We start from the raw sequence: 17,070 nt of genomic DNA on the forward strand, positions 1-17,070 counted from the left end.
ATTATTTTTCCTCCTTTGCTTTCTTTTCTGGTCTTAAAACAGCCGAAACTCCACAAATTGCAGTAAATAATACTATAGCTTCTCCTAAAGTGTCATATCCTCTAAAATCAAATACAGTTGCTGTAACTGAATTTATTGCTCCTGTTTCTTTAATAGTTTCATCTATTACTATTTCAGATGCTTCCCCTAAAACTTCTGGTTTTAAGCTCATCTTAAAACCTAAAAAAATAAAAATAACAAATAGTAAAAAAAGAATTAAATAAGTTACCTTTTTTCTCATTTATCTTCCTCCCTCACTTTCTTTGCCTTTACTTTATTTAAAGTTATTATAAAAATTACCGGAGTTAATATAGCTCCTACTGCTGCCTCTGCTAATGCAACATCTGGCGCTTTAAGAAGTAAAAACTCTAAAGCTAAAAATCCACCTAAAACAGCCATAGCAATTATACATTGAAGCATGTCATCTAAAAAAAATACACAAAATGCAGATATAACTAATCCAACTATTATTAGAGTATTTAAAATATTAAAGCTATTCATTTAAATCCCTCCCATAATGGTCGAACTTTGTTTTTTCACAAAGACCAGCCTTAATTTTATATGCAGCTCTTGCCATTGCATGAGCTCCAACAGGATTGCTTATAAGCAAGAATACTACCATTATCAAAGCTTTTATTCCTAAAGAAGTGTTTCCGTTTCCAAATCCATATATACTACAAGCTAACGCTATTGGCATAGCTCCCATTGTAGCTATATTAGTTGCACTTTGTAATCTACAAAATGTATCTGGCATTCTAATTACGCCAACAACACCTGCAAAAAGAAAAAAAACACCTAATATAAGAAGTGCAGATACAATTATCTCTAATATAGACATTATAATTCCCCCTCTAAATATTTAGAAATTAATACAGTTCCAATAAATCCCAGAAGAGTTACTATAAGTCCAATATCTAAATACATCCCCCTATCTTCTACAACCCCAAATAAAATCATAACTATTCCTAAAATTATATCTATTGAGTCTGCTGCTAAAACTCTATCTATTACATTAGGACCTTTAAACACTCTATATAGTAAAACCAAAGCTAAAATGGCTAAAATTATTGAAACTATAGTAAATATAGAGTTCATATCAATCACCTAAAAAGCCTCCTTACAAAATACTCAAATCTTCCCTTTATAATATCTGATGCTTCTTTTGTATCCTCTATACTTGCATCTATCCAATGAATATACATTGCATTTTTATCTCCATCTTCATATATATCCATTGTTATAGTTCCAGGTGTTAATGTTATACAATTAGCTAACATTGCTAATCCATAATCAGATTTTAAATCTGTAGTTATTTTTACTATTCCTGGATTTATATTTAAATTTGGTGATAATGATTTTATAGCAACATTAAAATTTGCTTTTATCAATTCCCATATATAAACAGGAATAAAAATAATTAAATTTATAAATCTAAATTTTTTAAAAATCCAAAATCCATCTTCCCTTGCAAAAAATGAACTTGAAAAATAAGCAACAATTGTAGCAACTACAAGACCTACTACTAATTCTTGAGTTCCTAATTTTAAAATATTAAAGTCCTGCATTAAAAATAAAATCCAAAATAAGTATGATAAAATGAAAGTCCCTAAAAACGCTGTCCATTTTTTCAACTATAATCACCTTCTACCTTATATCTTCTTTATTAACCATTTTGAAAATTCTCTAGTTGCTCCCTTTTCTAATGAGTTAATCATGAAAATTTTAGAACTTGGATTTCTCATAAGAGTTTGCTCCTTTACTTCATTTTCATTAAATTTAAAGTATCTTATCATGTCATATTTAGTAAGAATTACCGCATCTGCCTTTGAAAACATTAAAGGATATTTAACAACCTTATCATCACCTTCAGGTATACTTAATAATGCAACCTTTAATACTTCTCCAATATCAAATTCTGCTGGACATACTAAATTTCCTATATTTTCAACTATAATAATATCTAATTCCTCTAAATTAAAATTTTTTATTATATTTTTTATAGACATAGCCTCTATATGACATGCTCCTTGTGTATTAAGCTGAACAACTGGTATATTTGCCTCTTGAATTTTTTTAGCATCTATAGTTCCTTCTATATCACCTTCTATTACGCCAACTCTTAATCCCTCTTCTTTAAGCTCCTCTATTAAATTTAATATAAAGGTTGTTTTTCCTGCACCCGGAGACCCCATTATATTAATCATTTTTACATTTTTACTTTGTAATTCTTCCTTAACTTCCTTATGACAATCCTCATTCCATTCTAAAATTTGTCTTACAACCTTTATTTGCATTTACTCTACCTCCATAGTATCTAAGTAAAACTCTCGCCCTTTTATAATTTCATATTTATTTCCTTTACAAGATGGACAAAGATAATTATTTTTTCCTAGCTTTCCAAAATAGCCACATACATTACATTTAATTTCTACTTGTATTCTATCTATATTTATTTTTGCATTTTCAGCAATAGTATCTTTAGATATAATATTAAAATAATATGATATACAATTTGGTACTAAATCCGTTAATTCTCCAACCTTAATGTTTATATCTTTTATTTTTTTAATATTGTGTTTCTTTCCCTCTTCTAAACATATCTTTAGTAATCCTTGAGTTACTGATAATTCATGCATAACTTTTACCTGTCTAAACAAGAGAAACAAGGGTCTATACTAGCTACTATAAGCCCTGCATCTGCAATAGTATTATTTTTTAACATAACAGGAACAGTCATTGCATTCTTAAAGGTTGGTACATGAATATTAACTCTTCCATTTGTTTGTCCTCCATTTGAAACCACATAATAAGTAACTTCTCCCCTAGGTGCTTCAGTTACAGCCATATATTCACCTACTGGAACCTTAGGAATCTTGTTCCCTAAGTTAATAGGTCCATCTGGCATATTTTTAAGAGCTTGTTCAATTATCTTACAACTTTCCTCAACTTCTAATAACCTTACTACAGCTCTTGAAAAAACATCGCCATCATTTGCTAAAGCCACATTAAAATCAAATTCATCATAGCAACAATAAGGCATTGTTTTTCTTACATCAAAATTAACTCCTGAAGCCCTTCCATGAGGCCCACAAGCACCATAATTTAATGCATCATCCTTTGTTAATATACCAACACCCTTAGTTCTTGCTGCTATACTTGAATCTTTAGCATAAACATTATAAATATTTTTATATTCATTTCTTAACTCTTTTATCATTTTTATTAAAGTTTCTTTTTGTTCATTACTTATATCTCTTCTTGCACCACCAATTATGTTCATAGCATAATTTACTCTATTTCCAGATATAACTTCTAACATATCCATTATTTTTTCCCTTGAAGCAAAACACATCATAAATAAAGAGTCAAAAGCTATTATATGTGCAGCTAACCCTAGCCATAAGTAATGAGAATGTAATCTTTCTAACTCACTTAATATTACTCTTATATAACTTCCCCTTTTCGGAACCTGCATACCTGCAATATTTTCTACAGCTAAGCAATAAGTCATAGCATGAGAATGAGAACAAATTCCACATACTCTTTCAACTAAAGTTATAGTTTGAATTGGATTTCTAATTTCAGTTAATTTTTCTATTCCTCTATGGTTATATCCTATAAAAACTTCCGAATCCTTTATAAGTTCTCCTTCTGTAAGAAGCTTAACGTGGACTGGCTCTTCTAATGCAGGATGATATGGTCCTAATGGTAAAACGTAACTCAAATATTTTCCCCCCTTTTAATTATCTTTTAACTTTTTAAGTTCATTTAAAGGCATAATAAGTATCTGTCCTTCCCCTTCTTTAAATTCTTCTGGTAAAAATAATCTTTCACTAAATACTAAACCTTCAAATTTTAATGGCATAACTTCTTGTATTTCTTCTTCAAACCATTGTGCACCTTTATATATATTAGTTACTGTTGGTAATGATTTTTCTCCTTTTACATGATAATGCTTTCTAACATCATCATATTCTAGTGTATAAACTACAACATTATTTTTTTCTTTATCAACATAACCATTTATAGCTACTAAACGTCCCCCCTTATCTCTAACTTCTTGAACTTTTAATACAATATCCTTTTTTTTAATTTCTTCTACAGTGATCTTTCCCATAATACTCCCCCTTAATATCAGGAAAATTTTATCTTTACTTTATATATTTTACAGCTCCTTATTCTTTATTATACATAAGATTAATCTTTATTATAATAAAATAATGGAATTTTTTTGAAATTTCATTTTACTTCTTATTCTTCCTTTGATTAGTAGTATTTTATGTTTTATATACATAACTTTTATGTTATAATGTATATATAATTGTTGTTAATAATAGTATAATTTATAATAAAAGGAGTTTTTGCAATGGGTTTCAAAGATAAAATGACTAAATATTACTCTGATGCATATATGAATAAATATGGAGATAGAATGACAAGCGTTTCTGGAACAGTTTTATCAGTTAAAACAGAAACTAAAAGTTTTCTTGGAATTTTCAATAGATTACATGTTTGGTTAGTTGTTAAGTCTGATGCAGGTAAACAAGTAGCTAAATGTGAATATAAAAGAAATAGATGGTTTAAAAAACCAGAATTTATAGATATATCTCAAGGTCATAAAGTAATCGTTATGGGAATTAAAGGCGAAAAAGGTAAAGCAAATTCTGAAGTTGTTATTGCTTCAAATATAGCTAATTTAACTACAAGAAAAGATCTTCACCCATTTGACCATAGCCAAATAAAAAAAGCTAGACAACAAGCTACTAGAATGAGAACTAGATAGTTATATATAAAAAAGAGATTTTGCATTTTGCAAAATCTCTTTTTTATTATTTACAATGTTCACACTTAAAATCTTTTCCACTTTCATATATTGTTCCACTATTTATTACCTTACTTCTAGCTAGTGTTCTACAAGTATTTTTTACATGATATGTTTTTCCATTTGGTGTCCAATATACTATCTCTTTTTCCTTTAGCTCGTCTATAATTTCTTTATTTTCTATAACTTTGGAAATATCATCAATAAAAACATCGCTAATATCTTTAACATCATCTTCTAAAATATTTTCTATATTATTAAATTCTTCTACTACCTCTTTTATTTCTTCTTCATTATTTATAACTTCTAAATCTATAGATTCTAACTTATTTTCTATCTCCATTGATCTATTATTTTCTAAATTCTCTTGAGAATTACTAAATTCATCTATTTCATAATTATTAATCATTTCTTCAGTTTCGCTTAAATATTCATTTCTATTTTCAACTTCATTTATTTCAGTTATAGCTTCTATTTCATTTACTATATCTACTGCTTCAGTTTCATTAGATGATGTTATAGAATTTTCTATTTCTTCAGACTCATAATATAGTATATCAACTTCTGTTTCTTCTATTCCTTCAGATACTATACACTCTTCTATCCCTTTAGATAATTCCTTATTTTCTGCTTCTTCAACTTCCGCAGATATTGAATCAATTGCAACTTCTTCTAAAACTTCGTTATTGTAATCATTTATATTATTATCAATATCTTCAATATCCTCTGACATATCTTTTTTCATATATCTTTTATTTATACTTTTATCTTCTCTACTCCATTTTTTAAAGATGGATAAAGGTAAACTTTTAAGAACTGTTACTCCAACTTCTTTTTTTGAAAAATCACCTCTAAAAATATAAATAATACAAATTATTATTATTGCGGCTATTATTATTTCAAACATCAGTATTTTCATCCTATCTATACTTATTTTTTATATAATTTATTTGACACTATTAATTATACTACTAAATAAAGCATTATTACAAATATTATTTGTTTATTTAGTAAAAATAAGTAAATTATTTGTAAAATAAAGTCTTGTATTCTTATATTTAACACATTAATTAGTATTTTAAAATTTTGGCTCCATTTTTATCTATTTTTAACTCTTTAATATTCCAATCAATATTTTGTTCTTCCATAAATATTTTAAAGTTATTTACAAAATTAAAATTATCATTGTCTACTATTGCCATTAATGTTGGTCCTGCACCACTTAAATAGCAAGCAAATGCACCAAGCTCCATTGATTTATTATAAACTTTATCAAAATTATTAATAAGTTTACTTCTAAACCTTTCATGGAGTCTATCCTTAGTAGTTTCTTTTAATAAATCATAATTTCCATTTGAAAAGCATGATATTAAAAGAGCAACTCTACTAATATTATAAATACAATCTTTAAACGAAACTTCTTTAGGCAACATCTTTCTAGCCTTTTCAGTTGAAAGCTTGAAGTTTGGAATTAATGCTACAAATTTAATTCCATCACTAACTTCTACAGAGTTATATAAAGCTTTTTTATTATCAGTCATTATAGTAACAACCAAACCGCCAAAAATTGCTGGGCATACATTATCAGGATGACCTTCAATTTCAACTGCTAAACTTAATATTTCGTCTTTATTTATTTGTTTTCCCATTAAAGCAAAAGCTCCTACAATCCCTGCAACTATACAACTTGAACTTGAACCTAATCCCCTTGATATTGGAATTTCCTGCTTTATTAATTTAATTTTTATTCCATTAAATTTAAAATTATATTTATTAAAAGTCTTATTTATAGCTTTAAAAATAATATTATCTTCATTTTGAAATTCTCTTTCAACCCCTTCAAAAGATACTCCTATATCTTCTTTAAGTTCAAACTCATATTCATTATATATACTCAATGCAATTCCAAGTGAATCAAATCCTGGTCCTAAATTTGCTGATGTTGCAGGAACTCTTACTCTAATCATTTTTACTTCTCCTTAAAAAATCAAGTAAACTATCCTTCATTTTATCTTTATCGCAAACTTCCTTATGAAGCACTTCTTTTTTATCTAAGTTCATTAAATTTTTAGGTATATCAGTGTTAGTATTTTGACTTAATATATTTAATATTTCAAAATCATCCTTCTCAATAATATCTATTCCTAGAGCATTGCATATACTTCGTGGAAATTTATATGGACTAGCTGTAGATACTATCAACGCTTGTCTTAAATCTGAAGTTTCTTTTCTATATTTATTTAATACAACATATCCTACAGCAGTATGTGTATCCATTAAATATCCATCATTATTATACACATCTTTAATTGCCTCATAAATTTCATCAGCATTTGCATAATTTCCATAAAAATCACTTAAAAACTCTTTAGCATTTTTAGAAATTGAATATGTTCCCTTTAAATTCAAATCATCCATAAGTCTTTTAGTTTCTAAAGCTTCTCTATTATTAGCCTCAAATAATAATCTTTCTAAATTTGATGAAATTAAAATATCCATTGATGGTGATTCTGTTAATATTAATTTTCTTCTTTTATCATATACTCCAGTATTTAAAAAATCTGTTAGTACGTTATTTTCATTTGAAGAACATATTAGCTTTTCTATAGGTAGCCCCATTTTCTTTCCATAATATGCTGCTAATATATTTCCAAAATTCCCCGTTGGGACAACTACATTTATTTTATCGCCCTCTTTTATTTTTTGTTTATTAACTAAATCAAAGTAACCATAAAAATAATAAACAATTTGTGGTATTAATCTTCCAATATTAATTGAATTAGCTGAAGATAATAAAAAACCTTCTTCCTTTAGCTTTTTCTTTAATTCACTGTCCCCAAAAATTGATTTAACACCAGTTTGTGCATTATCAAAATTACCTCTAATTCCAATTACGCTTACATTATTCCCTTCTTGAGTTATCATTTGCTTTTGCTGAATTTTACTTACACCATCTTTAGGATAATAAACTACTATCTTAAATCCATCTACATTACTAAATCCTTGTAATGCAGCTTTTCCTGTATCACCAGATGTTGCAGTTAATATTACAATATCTTCACTTATATTTTCTTTTTTCTTTGCACACCTCATTATTTGTGGTAAAAATAAAAGTGCTGCATCCTTAAATGCAGATGTAGGCCCATGATATAATTCTAAAAAATTATTTTCTTCTTTTACAAAGAATTTATCCTTATAAGCATTATTTATTGCTTCCTTTAAATTTTCATCACCAATATCATCAAAAAATCTCCTAATTATTTCATATGCCAACTCTTCATAAGAAAGCCCCATTTTCTTTTTCAAAGTATCATACAATTTAGGAAATTCCATTGGAACATATAATCCCCCATCATCAGCAATTCCATTTATAATTGCCTTAGAAGATGAAATAATTTCTCCATTTCCCCTAGTACTTATAAATTTCATTTTACACCTCCAAGAGTCTTATCTATATTTTCACCTTCATATGTTAATATTAGGAAATAATTGCCATGTAAGAATATTATCATTTACTTAAATAAAATACAAGCATTTATTTATCATAAAAATATACTTATAATCTTATTACTTTATTTCAAATATTATTTAATTCTCTAAATTCTATAAAAATATAACTTATATTTTAAACATAACAAAATATATAAAATATAGCCTATTTATTTTTATAATCATATATATCTTTACTCTTAATAAAAATAGGCTATCACTATTAAGATAGCCTATCTTTTTTATTATTTTTTAGATTTTATAAGAAGATATACACTATTTATCAAGAAAATTATTCCTGAAAAGAATATTACTAACAACCATTGACCTAGATTTAAAGAAACTGTATTAAATATTCCCTTTAAAAATGGAATATATAATATACAACATACCATAGTGATTGAAACTATTACTGCGCCTAATAAATATATATTTGATAATACATTTATTTCAAATATAGAATGTCTTTCTGATCTACATTCAAATACATGTAAAAGTTGAGACATAACTAAAGTACATAATGCAATAGTTCTACAAGTTGCTAAATTCATTCCATAATATCTTCCTACCATAAAAGATAATAATGTACAAACTCCTATTAAACATCCTCTAACAATAATTTTTTCCCAAAGACCTCTTGCAAATATTCCCTCATTTTTTTCTCTAGGTGCTTGCCTCATTATGTCTTTATCTGCTGGATCAATTCCTAATGCAATGGCTGGTAATCCATCTGTAGCCAAGTTTACAAATAAAATTTGTATTGGTGTAAGTGGATTTGGCAAATAAAATAATGATGCTAAAAACATTGTTAATACTTCACCTAAATTACAAGATAATAAATATCTTATAAATTTTCTTATATTATCATAAATAATTCTTCCTTCTTCAACGGCAGATACTATTGTTGCAAAGTTATCATCCATTAAAACCATTGATGCAGCTTCTTTAGTAACATCTGTTCCTGATATTCCCATTGCAACACCTATATCTGCTTCCTTTATCGCTGGAGCATCATTAACACCATCACCTGTCATTGCAACTATGTTATTATTCTTTTTAAAAGCTTTTACTATTCTTAATTTATGATTTGGAGATACTCTTGCAAATACTCTTAATTTATCAACTCTCTTTACTAATTCATCATCAGACATTTTTTCTAATTCATCACCTGTAATTGCTTGATCGTCTGTATTACATATATTAATACTCTTAGCAATTGCTAATGCAGTATTTTTATGATCCCCTGTTATCATTACAGGCTTAATTCCTGCCATTTTACATTTTAGTACAGCATCTTTAACCTCAACTCTAGGAGGGTCCATACTTCCTGCTACACCTAAGAATATTAAATTTTCTTCAACAGAATCATTTTTAACAACATGCTCTTCTTTATAAGCCGATGCAATACATCTTAAAGCTCTATTTGACATAGATTCAATATAATTATAAATTTGTTTTTTCTTTTGAGCTGTAAGAGGCTTTATTTTACCATTTTCTAATACAGAATCACATCTTTCTAATACTCTTTCTGGAGCACCTTTCATATAACAAACTTCTTTACCATTTACCTTCATTATTACAGTCATCATTTTTCTAGTGGAATCAAATGGTATTTCAAATAATCTATTAGCTTTTGAAATAAACTCTTCAGCTTCATTTGTATCTTTAAAAAATACCTTAACTAAAGCTGTTTCAGTTGGATCTCCCATAACTGCTTTATCTATATCTTTAATATCATAATTATAATTTGTATCATTACAATATACGAAAGCTTCCTTTAACTTTTCACAATTACTTAGCTTTTCTTTATCCAATTCATAAATTTTACCATTAGTCAAAACTTCTTTTACAGTCATTTTATTTTGAGTTAAAGTCCCCGTTTTATCCGAACAAATTACTGAAGTACATCCTAAAGTTTCAACAGCTGGAAGCTTTCTAATTAAAGCATTTCTCTTAAGCATTCTACTTACGCCTAATGCTAATGCAACAGTAACTATAGCTGCCAATCCCTCTGGTATTGCAGCAACAGCTAATGATACACCTAAAAGGAACATTTCAGTAATATTATTTCCCCTTAATATTCCAAGAACAGTAACAATAATACACACTATAAGGCAAACTACAACTAATATTTTTCCTAAAGAATCTAACCTTTCCCTTAAAGGTGATTTTTCTTCTTCTATATTATCTAAAAGGTTTGCTATTTTTCCCATTTCAGTTTCCATACCAATAGAATCAACTATTAATAATCCTCTACCTTTTAAAACTATTGTACCCATATATCCTTCATTTTTCCCTTTGTTTGTATCTTTAGATATTCCTACAGACTCACCTGTTAATAAAGATTCATCTACTACCATGTTTGCAGCATCAATAAATGTTCCATCTGCCGGAATCCTATCACCAGCTTCTAATATTACAATATCACCTATTGTTAATTCTCTTGAATTTATAACCTTAATATTTCCATCTCTTATAGTTTTACATGTTGGTGCTGCCATCTCCTGTAATGCTTCTAAAGATTTTTCAGTTCTAAATTCTTGTATAAATCCTAATATTGCATTTACAATTACTATAATAAGTATTGTTAATGCATCAGCCTTATCTCCAATAAAACCTGATATAATAGTTGCTCCTATTAATACCCATACTAAAAAGTCATTAAATTGAGATAAGAAAATTAAAATCGGTGACTTTTTCTTTTTATGTTTAAGTTCGTTTAAACCATAGGTTTTAATTCTTTTTTCTGCTTCTCTAGTACTTAATCCCCTAGTAAACTCCTTTTCCTGTATCACGCTTTTTCCTCCTCATCAAGAACTCTTGTATATATATATTAATGTTTATGTAATACTATGAATGATTAAGTTAAATTTCTACTTACTATACTTTACATTTTTATTTACAAATCTCTCTTACAAATATAGAATAGTATTATGCAAAAATATGTATAAAGCCATTAATATAGTAATTTTTTAAAAGCTTAAAGCATGTCTTTTATAATAAAAAATTTAATTGCTTTATTTATATAAATATACTAAGGAGGTCATATTGCATGAAAGATATAATTTACGTAACTGGGCATAAAAATCCAGATTCAGATTCAATATGTGCATCATATGCATATGCTGAATTTAAAAATAAAATTGGTGAAACTGAAGCTGTTGCTTGTAGACTTGGTAATGTAAATCAAGAAACTCAATTCATATTAGATTATTTTGATGCAGAAGCACCAAAATTCTTAAACACAGTTAAACTTAAAGTAGAAGATTTACAATTTGATAATATAAGTCCTGTTTCTCCTAGCATCTCATTAAAAACTGCTTGGACAATAATGAGAGAGAAAAATATAAAAACTTTACCTGTAGCTGATGAAAATGATCATTTATTAGGAGTATTAGCTGTTGCTAACCTTACTTCTTGTTACATGGATATATGGGATAATAGAATATTAGCAAAAAGTAGTACAACTTTAGATAATATAGTAGATACTTTATCAGCTAAAATCTGTTATGAAAACGAAGATAGAAAGTTCTTCCCTGGTAAAATTGCTGTTACAGCTATGCAAGCCGACACTATGACTGAACACATAGAAGAAGGTGATATTGCTATAGTTGGTGATAGAGAAGAAGCTCAAACTGCATTAATAAAACTTAATATTTCATTAATGATAGTTACTGGTGGATATGCACCATCTGAAAGAATAATAAATTTAGCTAAAGAACATGGTGTTACTGTAATAGTTACTCAACATGATTCATTTACAGCTTCAAGACTTATCGTTCAAAGTATTCCTGTAGGATATGTAATGATTAAAGAAAATATAGTTTCTTTCACAACTGATGATTTAGTTGATGACTTAAAGAAAGTTATGGCTGAAACTAGATTTAGAAGCTATCCTGTTTTAAATCAAGATGGAAGAGTTGTTGGTACTGTTTCTAGATACCACTTAATTTCTAAACACAAGAAAAAGGTTATCCAAGTTGACCATAATGAAAGAGGTCAATCTGTTGATGGTTTAGAAGATGCAGAAGTATTAGAAATAATCGATCATCATAGAGTTGCGGATATTCAAACTAATAATCCAATCTTCTTTAGAAATGAACCAGTTGGAAGTACTTCAACAATAGTTGCTAAATGCTTCTTTGAAAGTGGAATCAGACCATCAAGAAAAGCTGCTGGACTTCTTTGTGGAGCAATAATATCTGATACATTATTATTCAGAAGCCCAACTTGCACTCCACAAGACCAATATATGTGTAAAAAACTTGCTGAAATTGCTGGTATAAATATAGAAGAATTTGCAAAGGAAATGTTCAAAGCAGGTACTTCATTAAAAGGTAAAACTGTTGAAGAAATATTCAACACTGACTTCAAACCATTTACTATTGAAGGTACTAAAGTAGGTATTTCTCAAGTTAATACAATGGATATTGAAGGTTTTATGCCATTAAAGGAAGAAATGTTAAATTACATGGATCAAAAGGCTAAAGAGGCTGGTTTAGAAATGGTTATGCTATTATTAACTGATATATTAAACGAAGGTTCTGAAATATTAGTTACAGGTGCTAAGCCTGAAATAGTTGAAAAAGCATTTAAGATTACTTTAAAAGATAAGGGTGCATTCCTTCCTGGAGTTCTTTCTAGAAAGAAACAAGTTGTACCTCCAATAACTAATGCTATAACATCTTAATATAAAAAAATAGAACTATATCATATCAAAGCTTTTCACTTTAATATGATATAGTTCCTTTTTATTAAATATAATTTTTATATATCTTTTATTTATTAATCATTATCAATAATAACACCAAGTTTAGTAGAAATTATGGTATTAAGCTTATTTATTGAAAATGTTAATATAAATTTTTAACCTTTAGATATTAATTATAATTTTCCTTTTAATAGATCATCATAAATTTTCATAATTTTTCTTAATATTTCATTATTAACATCAAAATTTATATCATCAACTTGAGATATTGGTAATATAGCAACTGAAGTTCCTGAAATAAATAAAGAATCAAAATTACTTATTTCAGATACCTTTATTTCCTTTTCCTCAATTTCTATATTTAAACTTTCTGCAATTTTAAAGATTTTATCTCTTGTAATTCCTCTAAGTACAGATTCCCCCTTAGCTGTTATAAGCTTTTCTCCTTTTATTGCAAAAAAGTTTGATCTACTTCCTTCTGTAATAAAACCATTTTTATCAACTAAAAGTGCTTCAACAGCATTAGCTTCCTTAAGCTTTTCTGCAATTTTTGCTCTAAATTCTGTACTAACTATCTTTAAATTAGGATTTTCTCTCTCTCCATAATAAAGAATAACCTTTACTCCACTTTCATAGTATTTTTCTGGTGGATAAGAATGCATTATATAATATATTTTTAAATTTCCATTTCTTATATTATATGTAACTTTAATATTACCATTAGAATTATCATTTTCTTGAATAACTTGAATTATTAATTCTTCTATTTCTTCTTTTTTATATGGAAATTCTTTATTTATTAATTTAAATGACCTTTGCATTCTAGCTAAATGTTCATTTAAAAATGCAGGTTTTCCATCTACTATTCTTAAAACTTCATAAATTATTTTTTCTTTTGAATCCTCATCTCTAAATTCATTTATAGGATATATTATTCCATTATTTAAGTAAAATTTATTTATTGCTTCCACTAAAATTCCACTTCCTTTTAGAATTTTTTATTTCCATCTTAAAATTTCTATTTCATTCTTCTTTTTATAATTAATAAGATATGGATTTCCAACTAAATCTAACAATGGTTTATCTGATAATGAATCAGAAAACATATAAGAATTTTTAAAATCTACTTTTATATTTTTTTCTTTTAAAACTTGATTTAATCTCTCAACCTTTTCTTTACCCTTACAATTGTTTCCCTCCATTTTTCTTGCAAACTTTCCACCTTCAAAAGTAAATTTAGTTCCAATTATTAAATCTACTTCTTTTATTGCATAAAACTCCTTAATATAAAATTCTGGTGAAGCTGATATAAGCACTACCATGCATCCTTCACTTTTTAACTTCTTTATCATATCAAGTGCATCTTTATAAAGCAATTTACTTAATCTTTCATCATAAAATGCTTTAGTGAGAGTAGCTAAATCTTTTTCATCTATATTATCTATAAATTTTAAAAAGCACTCTTTAACTTTTCTTTCATCATAAATCTTAATTCCATACATTAATCCTGAATACAAAGCTCTAGGTAAAAATTTTATATTTTTTATATCCTTAGATACAGAGTACTTAAAAAACTCCATTAATGACTCTTTTCTAGTTATCGTATAATCTATATCAAATATCGCTAATTTTTCCAATTATTTTCCTCCACCTAAAATTACTAAAGGCTGAGCATTTTATATGCCTCAGCCCCCATTATTTATTTCTTTATTTTAACTTATTAATAAATTTATTAATTCTTTCTAAGCCTTTTTTTATTAACTCCATTGAAGTTGCATAAGATACTCTCACATAATTATCTAAACCAAAAGCTTTTCCAGGAATAACTGCTACCTTTTCATGTTCTAATAATTTAGCTGAAAAGTCCATTGAATCCTTAATTATTTCACCATCTATTTCTTTTCCTAAACATTTATCAATATTTATCATAATATAAAATGCACCTTCTGGTTTAATTATACTTAAGCCATTTATTTCTTCTAAAGTCTTTTCCATATAGTTTCTTCTTTTTTCAAACTCTAAAATCATTTCATTAACCTTATCTTGAGGTCCATTTAGAGCTTCAATTGCTGCATATTGAGTTATTGAACAAACATTAGAAGTCATATGACTTTGAACATTAGTCATAAGTTTTGCAAGTTTTTCAGTAGCTCCACAATAACCTAATCTCCAACCAGTCATTGCATAAGATTTTGATAAACCATTAATAACAATAGTTCTTTCATATGCATCACTTGATATACTTGCAATGCTTATATGTTTTTTCCCATCATATATTAATTTTTCATACATCTCATCAGAAACTATTATAAGATCATATTTTTTTGCAAATTCAGCTATTTCAATTAATTCCTCTTTTGTATAAATAGTCCCTGTTGGATTATTAGGACTATTTAATATAATTGCTTTTGTTTTTTCAGTAACTGCCTTTTCTAAGTTTTCTTTATTAAACTTATAGGAAGATGCTTCATCTCCCTCTACAAATACTGGTTTCCCATCTGCTAATCTTATTAATTCCGGATAGCTAACCCAATATGGATTTGGTACAATTACTTCATCATCTGGATTTAATATTGCTAAAAATGCATTTGCAAGAGATTGTTTAGCCCCAGTAGATACAACTATTTGTGATGGCTTATATTCTAAATTATTATCATCTCTAAACTTTTTACAAATAGCCTCTCTTAATGGAAGTATTCCATTTACACTTGTATATTTTGTGTTTCCATCTTGCATTGCTTTTATTGCAGCATTAATTATATTTTCTGGAGTATTAAAATCTGGTTCTCCTGCTCCAAAACTAATTACGTCAATACCATTTTCCTTCATTTCTTTAGCTTTTGCTGTTATTGCTAAAGTTACTGATGGTTCAATTTTTTGTACTTTTTTTGATAAATCCATTTTTTTCGCCCCCATTATATCTTATTAAACTTAATAAATTTTTCTAAATAATCTTCATTTAAGCCACAACTACCTATAGATAAATTATCATAACCTAAAGCTTTTCCGTGATAGTCACTACCTCCAGTTACACATAATCTATACTTTTTAGATAAATTAAAAAATTTATTTATATCTCCTTGTGAATGACTTGGATGATATACTTCTATTCCTTTAAGTCCAAAACATCTTAATTCTTTTAAAATATTTTCAACTTCAATTTTTCTGTATATTTGTCCTGGATGAGCTAAAATAGCTACTCCACCAGCTTTATTAATTACATTTAGACAATCTTTATAATTTAATCTAAATCCTTTAACATATCCTGGCTTCCCTTGAATTAGAAAATTTCTAAAAGCACTTTTATAACTATCAAAGTAACCTTTTTTAACCATTGCATTTGCAACGTGACTTCTTCCTACCGTAGAATCTATATCTATAGCTAAATCTTCTAATTCTAATTTAATATCATATTGTTTTAATTTAAACAGTATTTCTTCAACTCTTTTTATTCTTTGAAGATTTAATTCATTTACAACTTGATTAAGTTCTGTATTATGAATATCTATAAAATATCCAAGGATATGTAATTCCATTTCCTTATATTCACTACTAAACTCTATTCCTGGAATTATATTTATTCCCTCATAATTATCTTTAGTGACATACTGTGATGCTATAGAATCATGGTCTGTTATAGAAATATATTTAATATTATCCTTTATTGCTGAATCAATTATTTCTTCTGGACTTTTTACTCCATCTGAATAACTTGAATGAATATGTAAATCCGCATACTTCATATTATTCACCTTTTTCTTTTCAAGTGAAATTTTCATTTATAACTTTTACTTAGTTTAAGTTACTTATTAATTTGTTATTCTAATTTATAACACAATAAATACTTTTAATATTATATTAGCAAAACTAAGCAATATTTCCCATAATAAAAATATATCATCTTGACTTTAAAATGTAAATTATAAACACAAAGTAAATTATAAAAAGCCTTCATTAAAATTCTCATTTAAATATACTATAAATAAAAATTCTATATAATAAAAAGGAG

19 protein-coding genes are annotated in these 17,070 nt (G+C 27.1%); 2 read left to right on the forward strand and 17 right to left on the reverse strand.

The window, feature by feature from the left end:
* Position 1: 1 nt before the first annotated feature.
* From mbhE to QZ321_RS06020, 9 genes are read right to left on the reverse strand one after another with little or no spacing between them, the layout of a single operon-like run.
* Positions 2 to 280: a hydrogen gas-evolving membrane-bound hydrogenase subunit E gene (gene mbhE / locus QZ321_RS05980; RefSeq protein ID WP_291740469.1), complete on the reverse strand. Its 279-nt coding sequence runs from the start codon at positions 278 to 280 to the stop codon at positions 2 to 4.
* Entirely contained in the window at positions 277 to 540 is a 264-nt protein-coding gene (locus QZ321_RS05985; protein WP_291746793.1) for a hydrogenase subunit MbhD domain-containing protein, read from the reverse strand. The genes mbhE and QZ321_RS05985 overlap by 4 nt, the downstream gene beginning before the upstream one ends.
* Entirely contained in the window at positions 533 to 877 is a 345-nt protein-coding gene (gene mnhG / locus QZ321_RS05990) for a monovalent cation/H(+) antiporter subunit G (protein ID WP_291740474.1), read from the reverse strand. Before mnhG ends, QZ321_RS05985 begins: the two co-directional genes overlap by 8 nt.
* Complete coding sequence (locus QZ321_RS05995) at positions 877 to 1,134, reverse strand: monovalent cation/H+ antiporter complex subunit F (RefSeq protein WP_291740495.1); 258 nt, start codon at positions 1,132 to 1,134, stop codon at positions 877 to 879. The genes mnhG and QZ321_RS05995 overlap by 1 nt, the downstream gene beginning before the upstream one ends.
* Positions 1,135 to 1,139: 5 nt before the next feature.
* Positions 1,140 to 1,670 (reverse strand): Na+/H+ antiporter subunit E, encoded by a 531-nt coding sequence (locus QZ321_RS06000; RefSeq protein ID WP_291740476.1) that lies wholly within the window; start codon positions 1,668 to 1,670, stop codon positions 1,140 to 1,142.
* 18 nt (positions 1,671 to 1,688) lie between these two features.
* Positions 1,689 to 2,333: a hydrogenase nickel incorporation protein HypB gene (gene hypB, locus QZ321_RS06005; protein ID WP_291740478.1), complete on the reverse strand. Its 645-nt coding sequence runs from the start codon at positions 2,331 to 2,333 to the stop codon at positions 1,689 to 1,691.
* Positions 2,334 to 2,675, reverse strand: coding sequence for a hydrogenase maturation nickel metallochaperone HypA (gene hypA, locus QZ321_RS06010; protein WP_291746791.1), 342 nt, complete (start codon positions 2,673 to 2,675; stop codon positions 2,334 to 2,336).
* 5 nt (positions 2,676 to 2,680) lie between these two features.
* The gene (locus QZ321_RS06015) at positions 2,681 to 3,763 is read right to left on the reverse strand and encodes a nickel-dependent hydrogenase large subunit (protein ID WP_291740483.1); all 1,083 of its coding nucleotides are present in this window, start codon (positions 3,761 to 3,763) and stop codon (positions 2,681 to 2,683) included.
* Between the two features lie 15 nt (positions 3,764 to 3,778).
* Positions 3,779 to 4,156 (reverse strand): NADH-quinone oxidoreductase subunit C, encoded by a 378-nt coding sequence (locus QZ321_RS06020; RefSeq protein ID WP_291740484.1) that lies wholly within the window; start codon positions 4,154 to 4,156, stop codon positions 3,779 to 3,781.
* A 249-nt stretch (positions 4,157 to 4,405) separates the two neighbouring features.
* Between QZ321_RS06020 and QZ321_RS06025 the strand changes: the two genes are divergently transcribed.
* The gene (locus tag QZ321_RS06025; RefSeq protein WP_291740487.1) at positions 4,406 to 4,822 is read left to right on the forward strand and encodes a hypothetical protein; all 417 of its coding nucleotides are present in this window, start codon (positions 4,406 to 4,408) and stop codon (positions 4,820 to 4,822) included.
* Between the two features lie 46 nt (positions 4,823 to 4,868).
* On the opposite strand, the gene QZ321_RS06030 is transcribed toward QZ321_RS06025, so the two are convergent.
* The 4 genes from QZ321_RS06030 to QZ321_RS06045 form a co-directional block, all read right to left on the reverse strand.
* Positions 4,869 to 5,768 (reverse strand): hypothetical protein, encoded by a 900-nt coding sequence (locus tag QZ321_RS06030; protein ID WP_291746789.1) that lies wholly within the window; start codon positions 5,766 to 5,768, stop codon positions 4,869 to 4,871.
* A 163-nt stretch (positions 5,769 to 5,931) separates the two neighbouring features.
* Positions 5,932 to 6,828 (reverse strand): homoserine kinase, encoded by an 897-nt coding sequence (gene thrB / locus QZ321_RS06035; RefSeq protein WP_291746787.1) that lies wholly within the window; start codon positions 6,826 to 6,828, stop codon positions 5,932 to 5,934.
* Positions 6,821 to 8,290: a threonine synthase gene (thrC, locus tag QZ321_RS06040; RefSeq protein WP_291746785.1), complete on the reverse strand. Its 1,470-nt coding sequence runs from the start codon at positions 8,288 to 8,290 to the stop codon at positions 6,821 to 6,823. The genes thrB and thrC overlap by 8 nt, the downstream gene beginning before the upstream one ends.
* A 305-nt stretch (positions 8,291 to 8,595) precedes the next feature.
* Positions 8,596 to 11,145: a calcium-translocating P-type ATPase, SERCA-type gene (locus QZ321_RS06045; RefSeq protein WP_291746783.1), complete on the reverse strand. Its 2,550-nt coding sequence runs from the start codon at positions 11,143 to 11,145 to the stop codon at positions 8,596 to 8,598.
* Positions 11,146 to 11,402: 257 nt separating this feature from the next.
* Between QZ321_RS06045 and QZ321_RS06050 the strand changes: the two genes are divergently transcribed.
* Entirely contained in the window at positions 11,403 to 13,040 is a 1,638-nt protein-coding gene (locus QZ321_RS06050) for a putative manganese-dependent inorganic diphosphatase (RefSeq protein ID WP_291740963.1), read from the forward strand.
* Positions 13,041 to 13,234: 194 nt separating this feature from the next.
* Here the strand turns inward: QZ321_RS06050 and QZ321_RS06055 are convergent, their stop codons facing one another.
* The 4 genes from QZ321_RS06055 to QZ321_RS06070 all read right to left on the reverse strand — a co-directional run bounded on the left by QZ321_RS06055 (position 13,235) and on the right by QZ321_RS06070 (position 16,804).
* Positions 13,235 to 14,032 carry an aminotransferase class IV gene (locus QZ321_RS06055; protein WP_291746781.1) on the reverse strand — a complete coding sequence of 266 codons (798 nt, stop codon included), beginning with the start codon at positions 14,030 to 14,032 and terminating at the stop codon, positions 13,235 to 13,237.
* Positions 14,033 to 14,059: 27 nt separating this feature from the next.
* Entirely contained in the window at positions 14,060 to 14,698 is a 639-nt protein-coding gene (locus tag QZ321_RS06060; protein WP_291740957.1) for an HAD-IB family hydrolase, read from the reverse strand.
* Positions 14,699 to 14,768: 70 nt separating this feature from the next.
* Entirely contained in the window at positions 14,769 to 15,962 is a 1,194-nt protein-coding gene (locus tag QZ321_RS06065) for a pyridoxal phosphate-dependent aminotransferase (RefSeq protein WP_291746779.1), read from the reverse strand.
* A 14-nt stretch (positions 15,963 to 15,976) separates the two neighbouring features.
* Positions 15,977 to 16,804: a PHP domain-containing protein gene (locus tag QZ321_RS06070; RefSeq protein WP_291740952.1), complete on the reverse strand. Its 828-nt coding sequence runs from the start codon at positions 16,802 to 16,804 to the stop codon at positions 15,977 to 15,979.
* Positions 16,805 to 17,070 lie beyond the last annotated feature (266 nt).

Source organism: uncultured Clostridium sp. (assembly GCF_910588715.1).
GTDB lineage: Bacteria > Bacillota > Clostridia > Clostridiales > Clostridiaceae > Clostridium.

Excerpts from the sequence above, each read along its gene's own strand:
- mbhE (WP_291740469.1), bottom strand. The coding sequence starts at position 280 with ATGAGAAAAAAGGTAACTTATTTAATTCTTTTTTTACTATTTGTTATT.
- QZ321_RS05985 (WP_291746793.1), bottom strand. The coding sequence starts at position 540 with ATGAATAGCTTTAATATTTTAAATACTCTAATAATAGTTGGATTAGTT.
- mnhG (WP_291740474.1), bottom strand. The coding sequence starts at position 877 with ATGTCTATATTAGAGATAATTGTATCTGCACTTCTTATATTAGGTGTT.
- QZ321_RS05995 (WP_291740495.1), bottom strand. The coding sequence starts at position 1,134 with ATGAACTCTATATTTACTATAGTTTCAATAATTTTAGCCATTTTAGCT.
- hypB (WP_291740478.1), bottom strand. The coding sequence starts at position 2,333 with ATGCAAATAAAGGTTGTAAGACAAATTTTAGAATGGAATGAGGATTGT.
- hypA (WP_291746791.1), bottom strand. The coding sequence starts at position 2,675 with ATGCATGAATTATCAGTAACTCAAGGATTACTAAAGATATGTTTAGAA.
- QZ321_RS06020 (WP_291740484.1), bottom strand. The coding sequence starts at position 4,156 with ATGGGAAAGATCACTGTAGAAGAAATTAAAAAAAAGGATATTGTATTA.
- QZ321_RS06025 (WP_291740487.1), top strand. The coding sequence starts at position 4,406 with ATGGGTTTCAAAGATAAAATGACTAAATATTACTCTGATGCATATATG.
- QZ321_RS06030 (WP_291746789.1), bottom strand. The coding sequence starts at position 5,768 with ATGTTTGAAATAATAATAGCCGCAATAATAATAATTTGTATTATTTAT.
- thrB (WP_291746787.1), bottom strand. The coding sequence starts at position 6,828 with ATGATTAGAGTAAGAGTTCCTGCAACATCAGCAAATTTAGGACCAGGA.
- thrC (WP_291746785.1), bottom strand. The coding sequence starts at position 8,290 with ATGAAATTTATAAGTACTAGGGGAAATGGAGAAATTATTTCATCTTCT.
- QZ321_RS06050 (WP_291740963.1), top strand. The coding sequence starts at position 11,403 with ATGAAAGATATAATTTACGTAACTGGGCATAAAAATCCAGATTCAGAT.
- QZ321_RS06065 (WP_291746779.1), bottom strand. The coding sequence starts at position 15,962 with ATGGATTTATCAAAAAAAGTACAAAAAATTGAACCATCAGTAACTTTA.
- QZ321_RS06070 (WP_291740952.1), bottom strand. The coding sequence starts at position 16,804 with ATGAAGTATGCGGATTTACATATTCATTCAAGTTATTCAGATGGAGTA.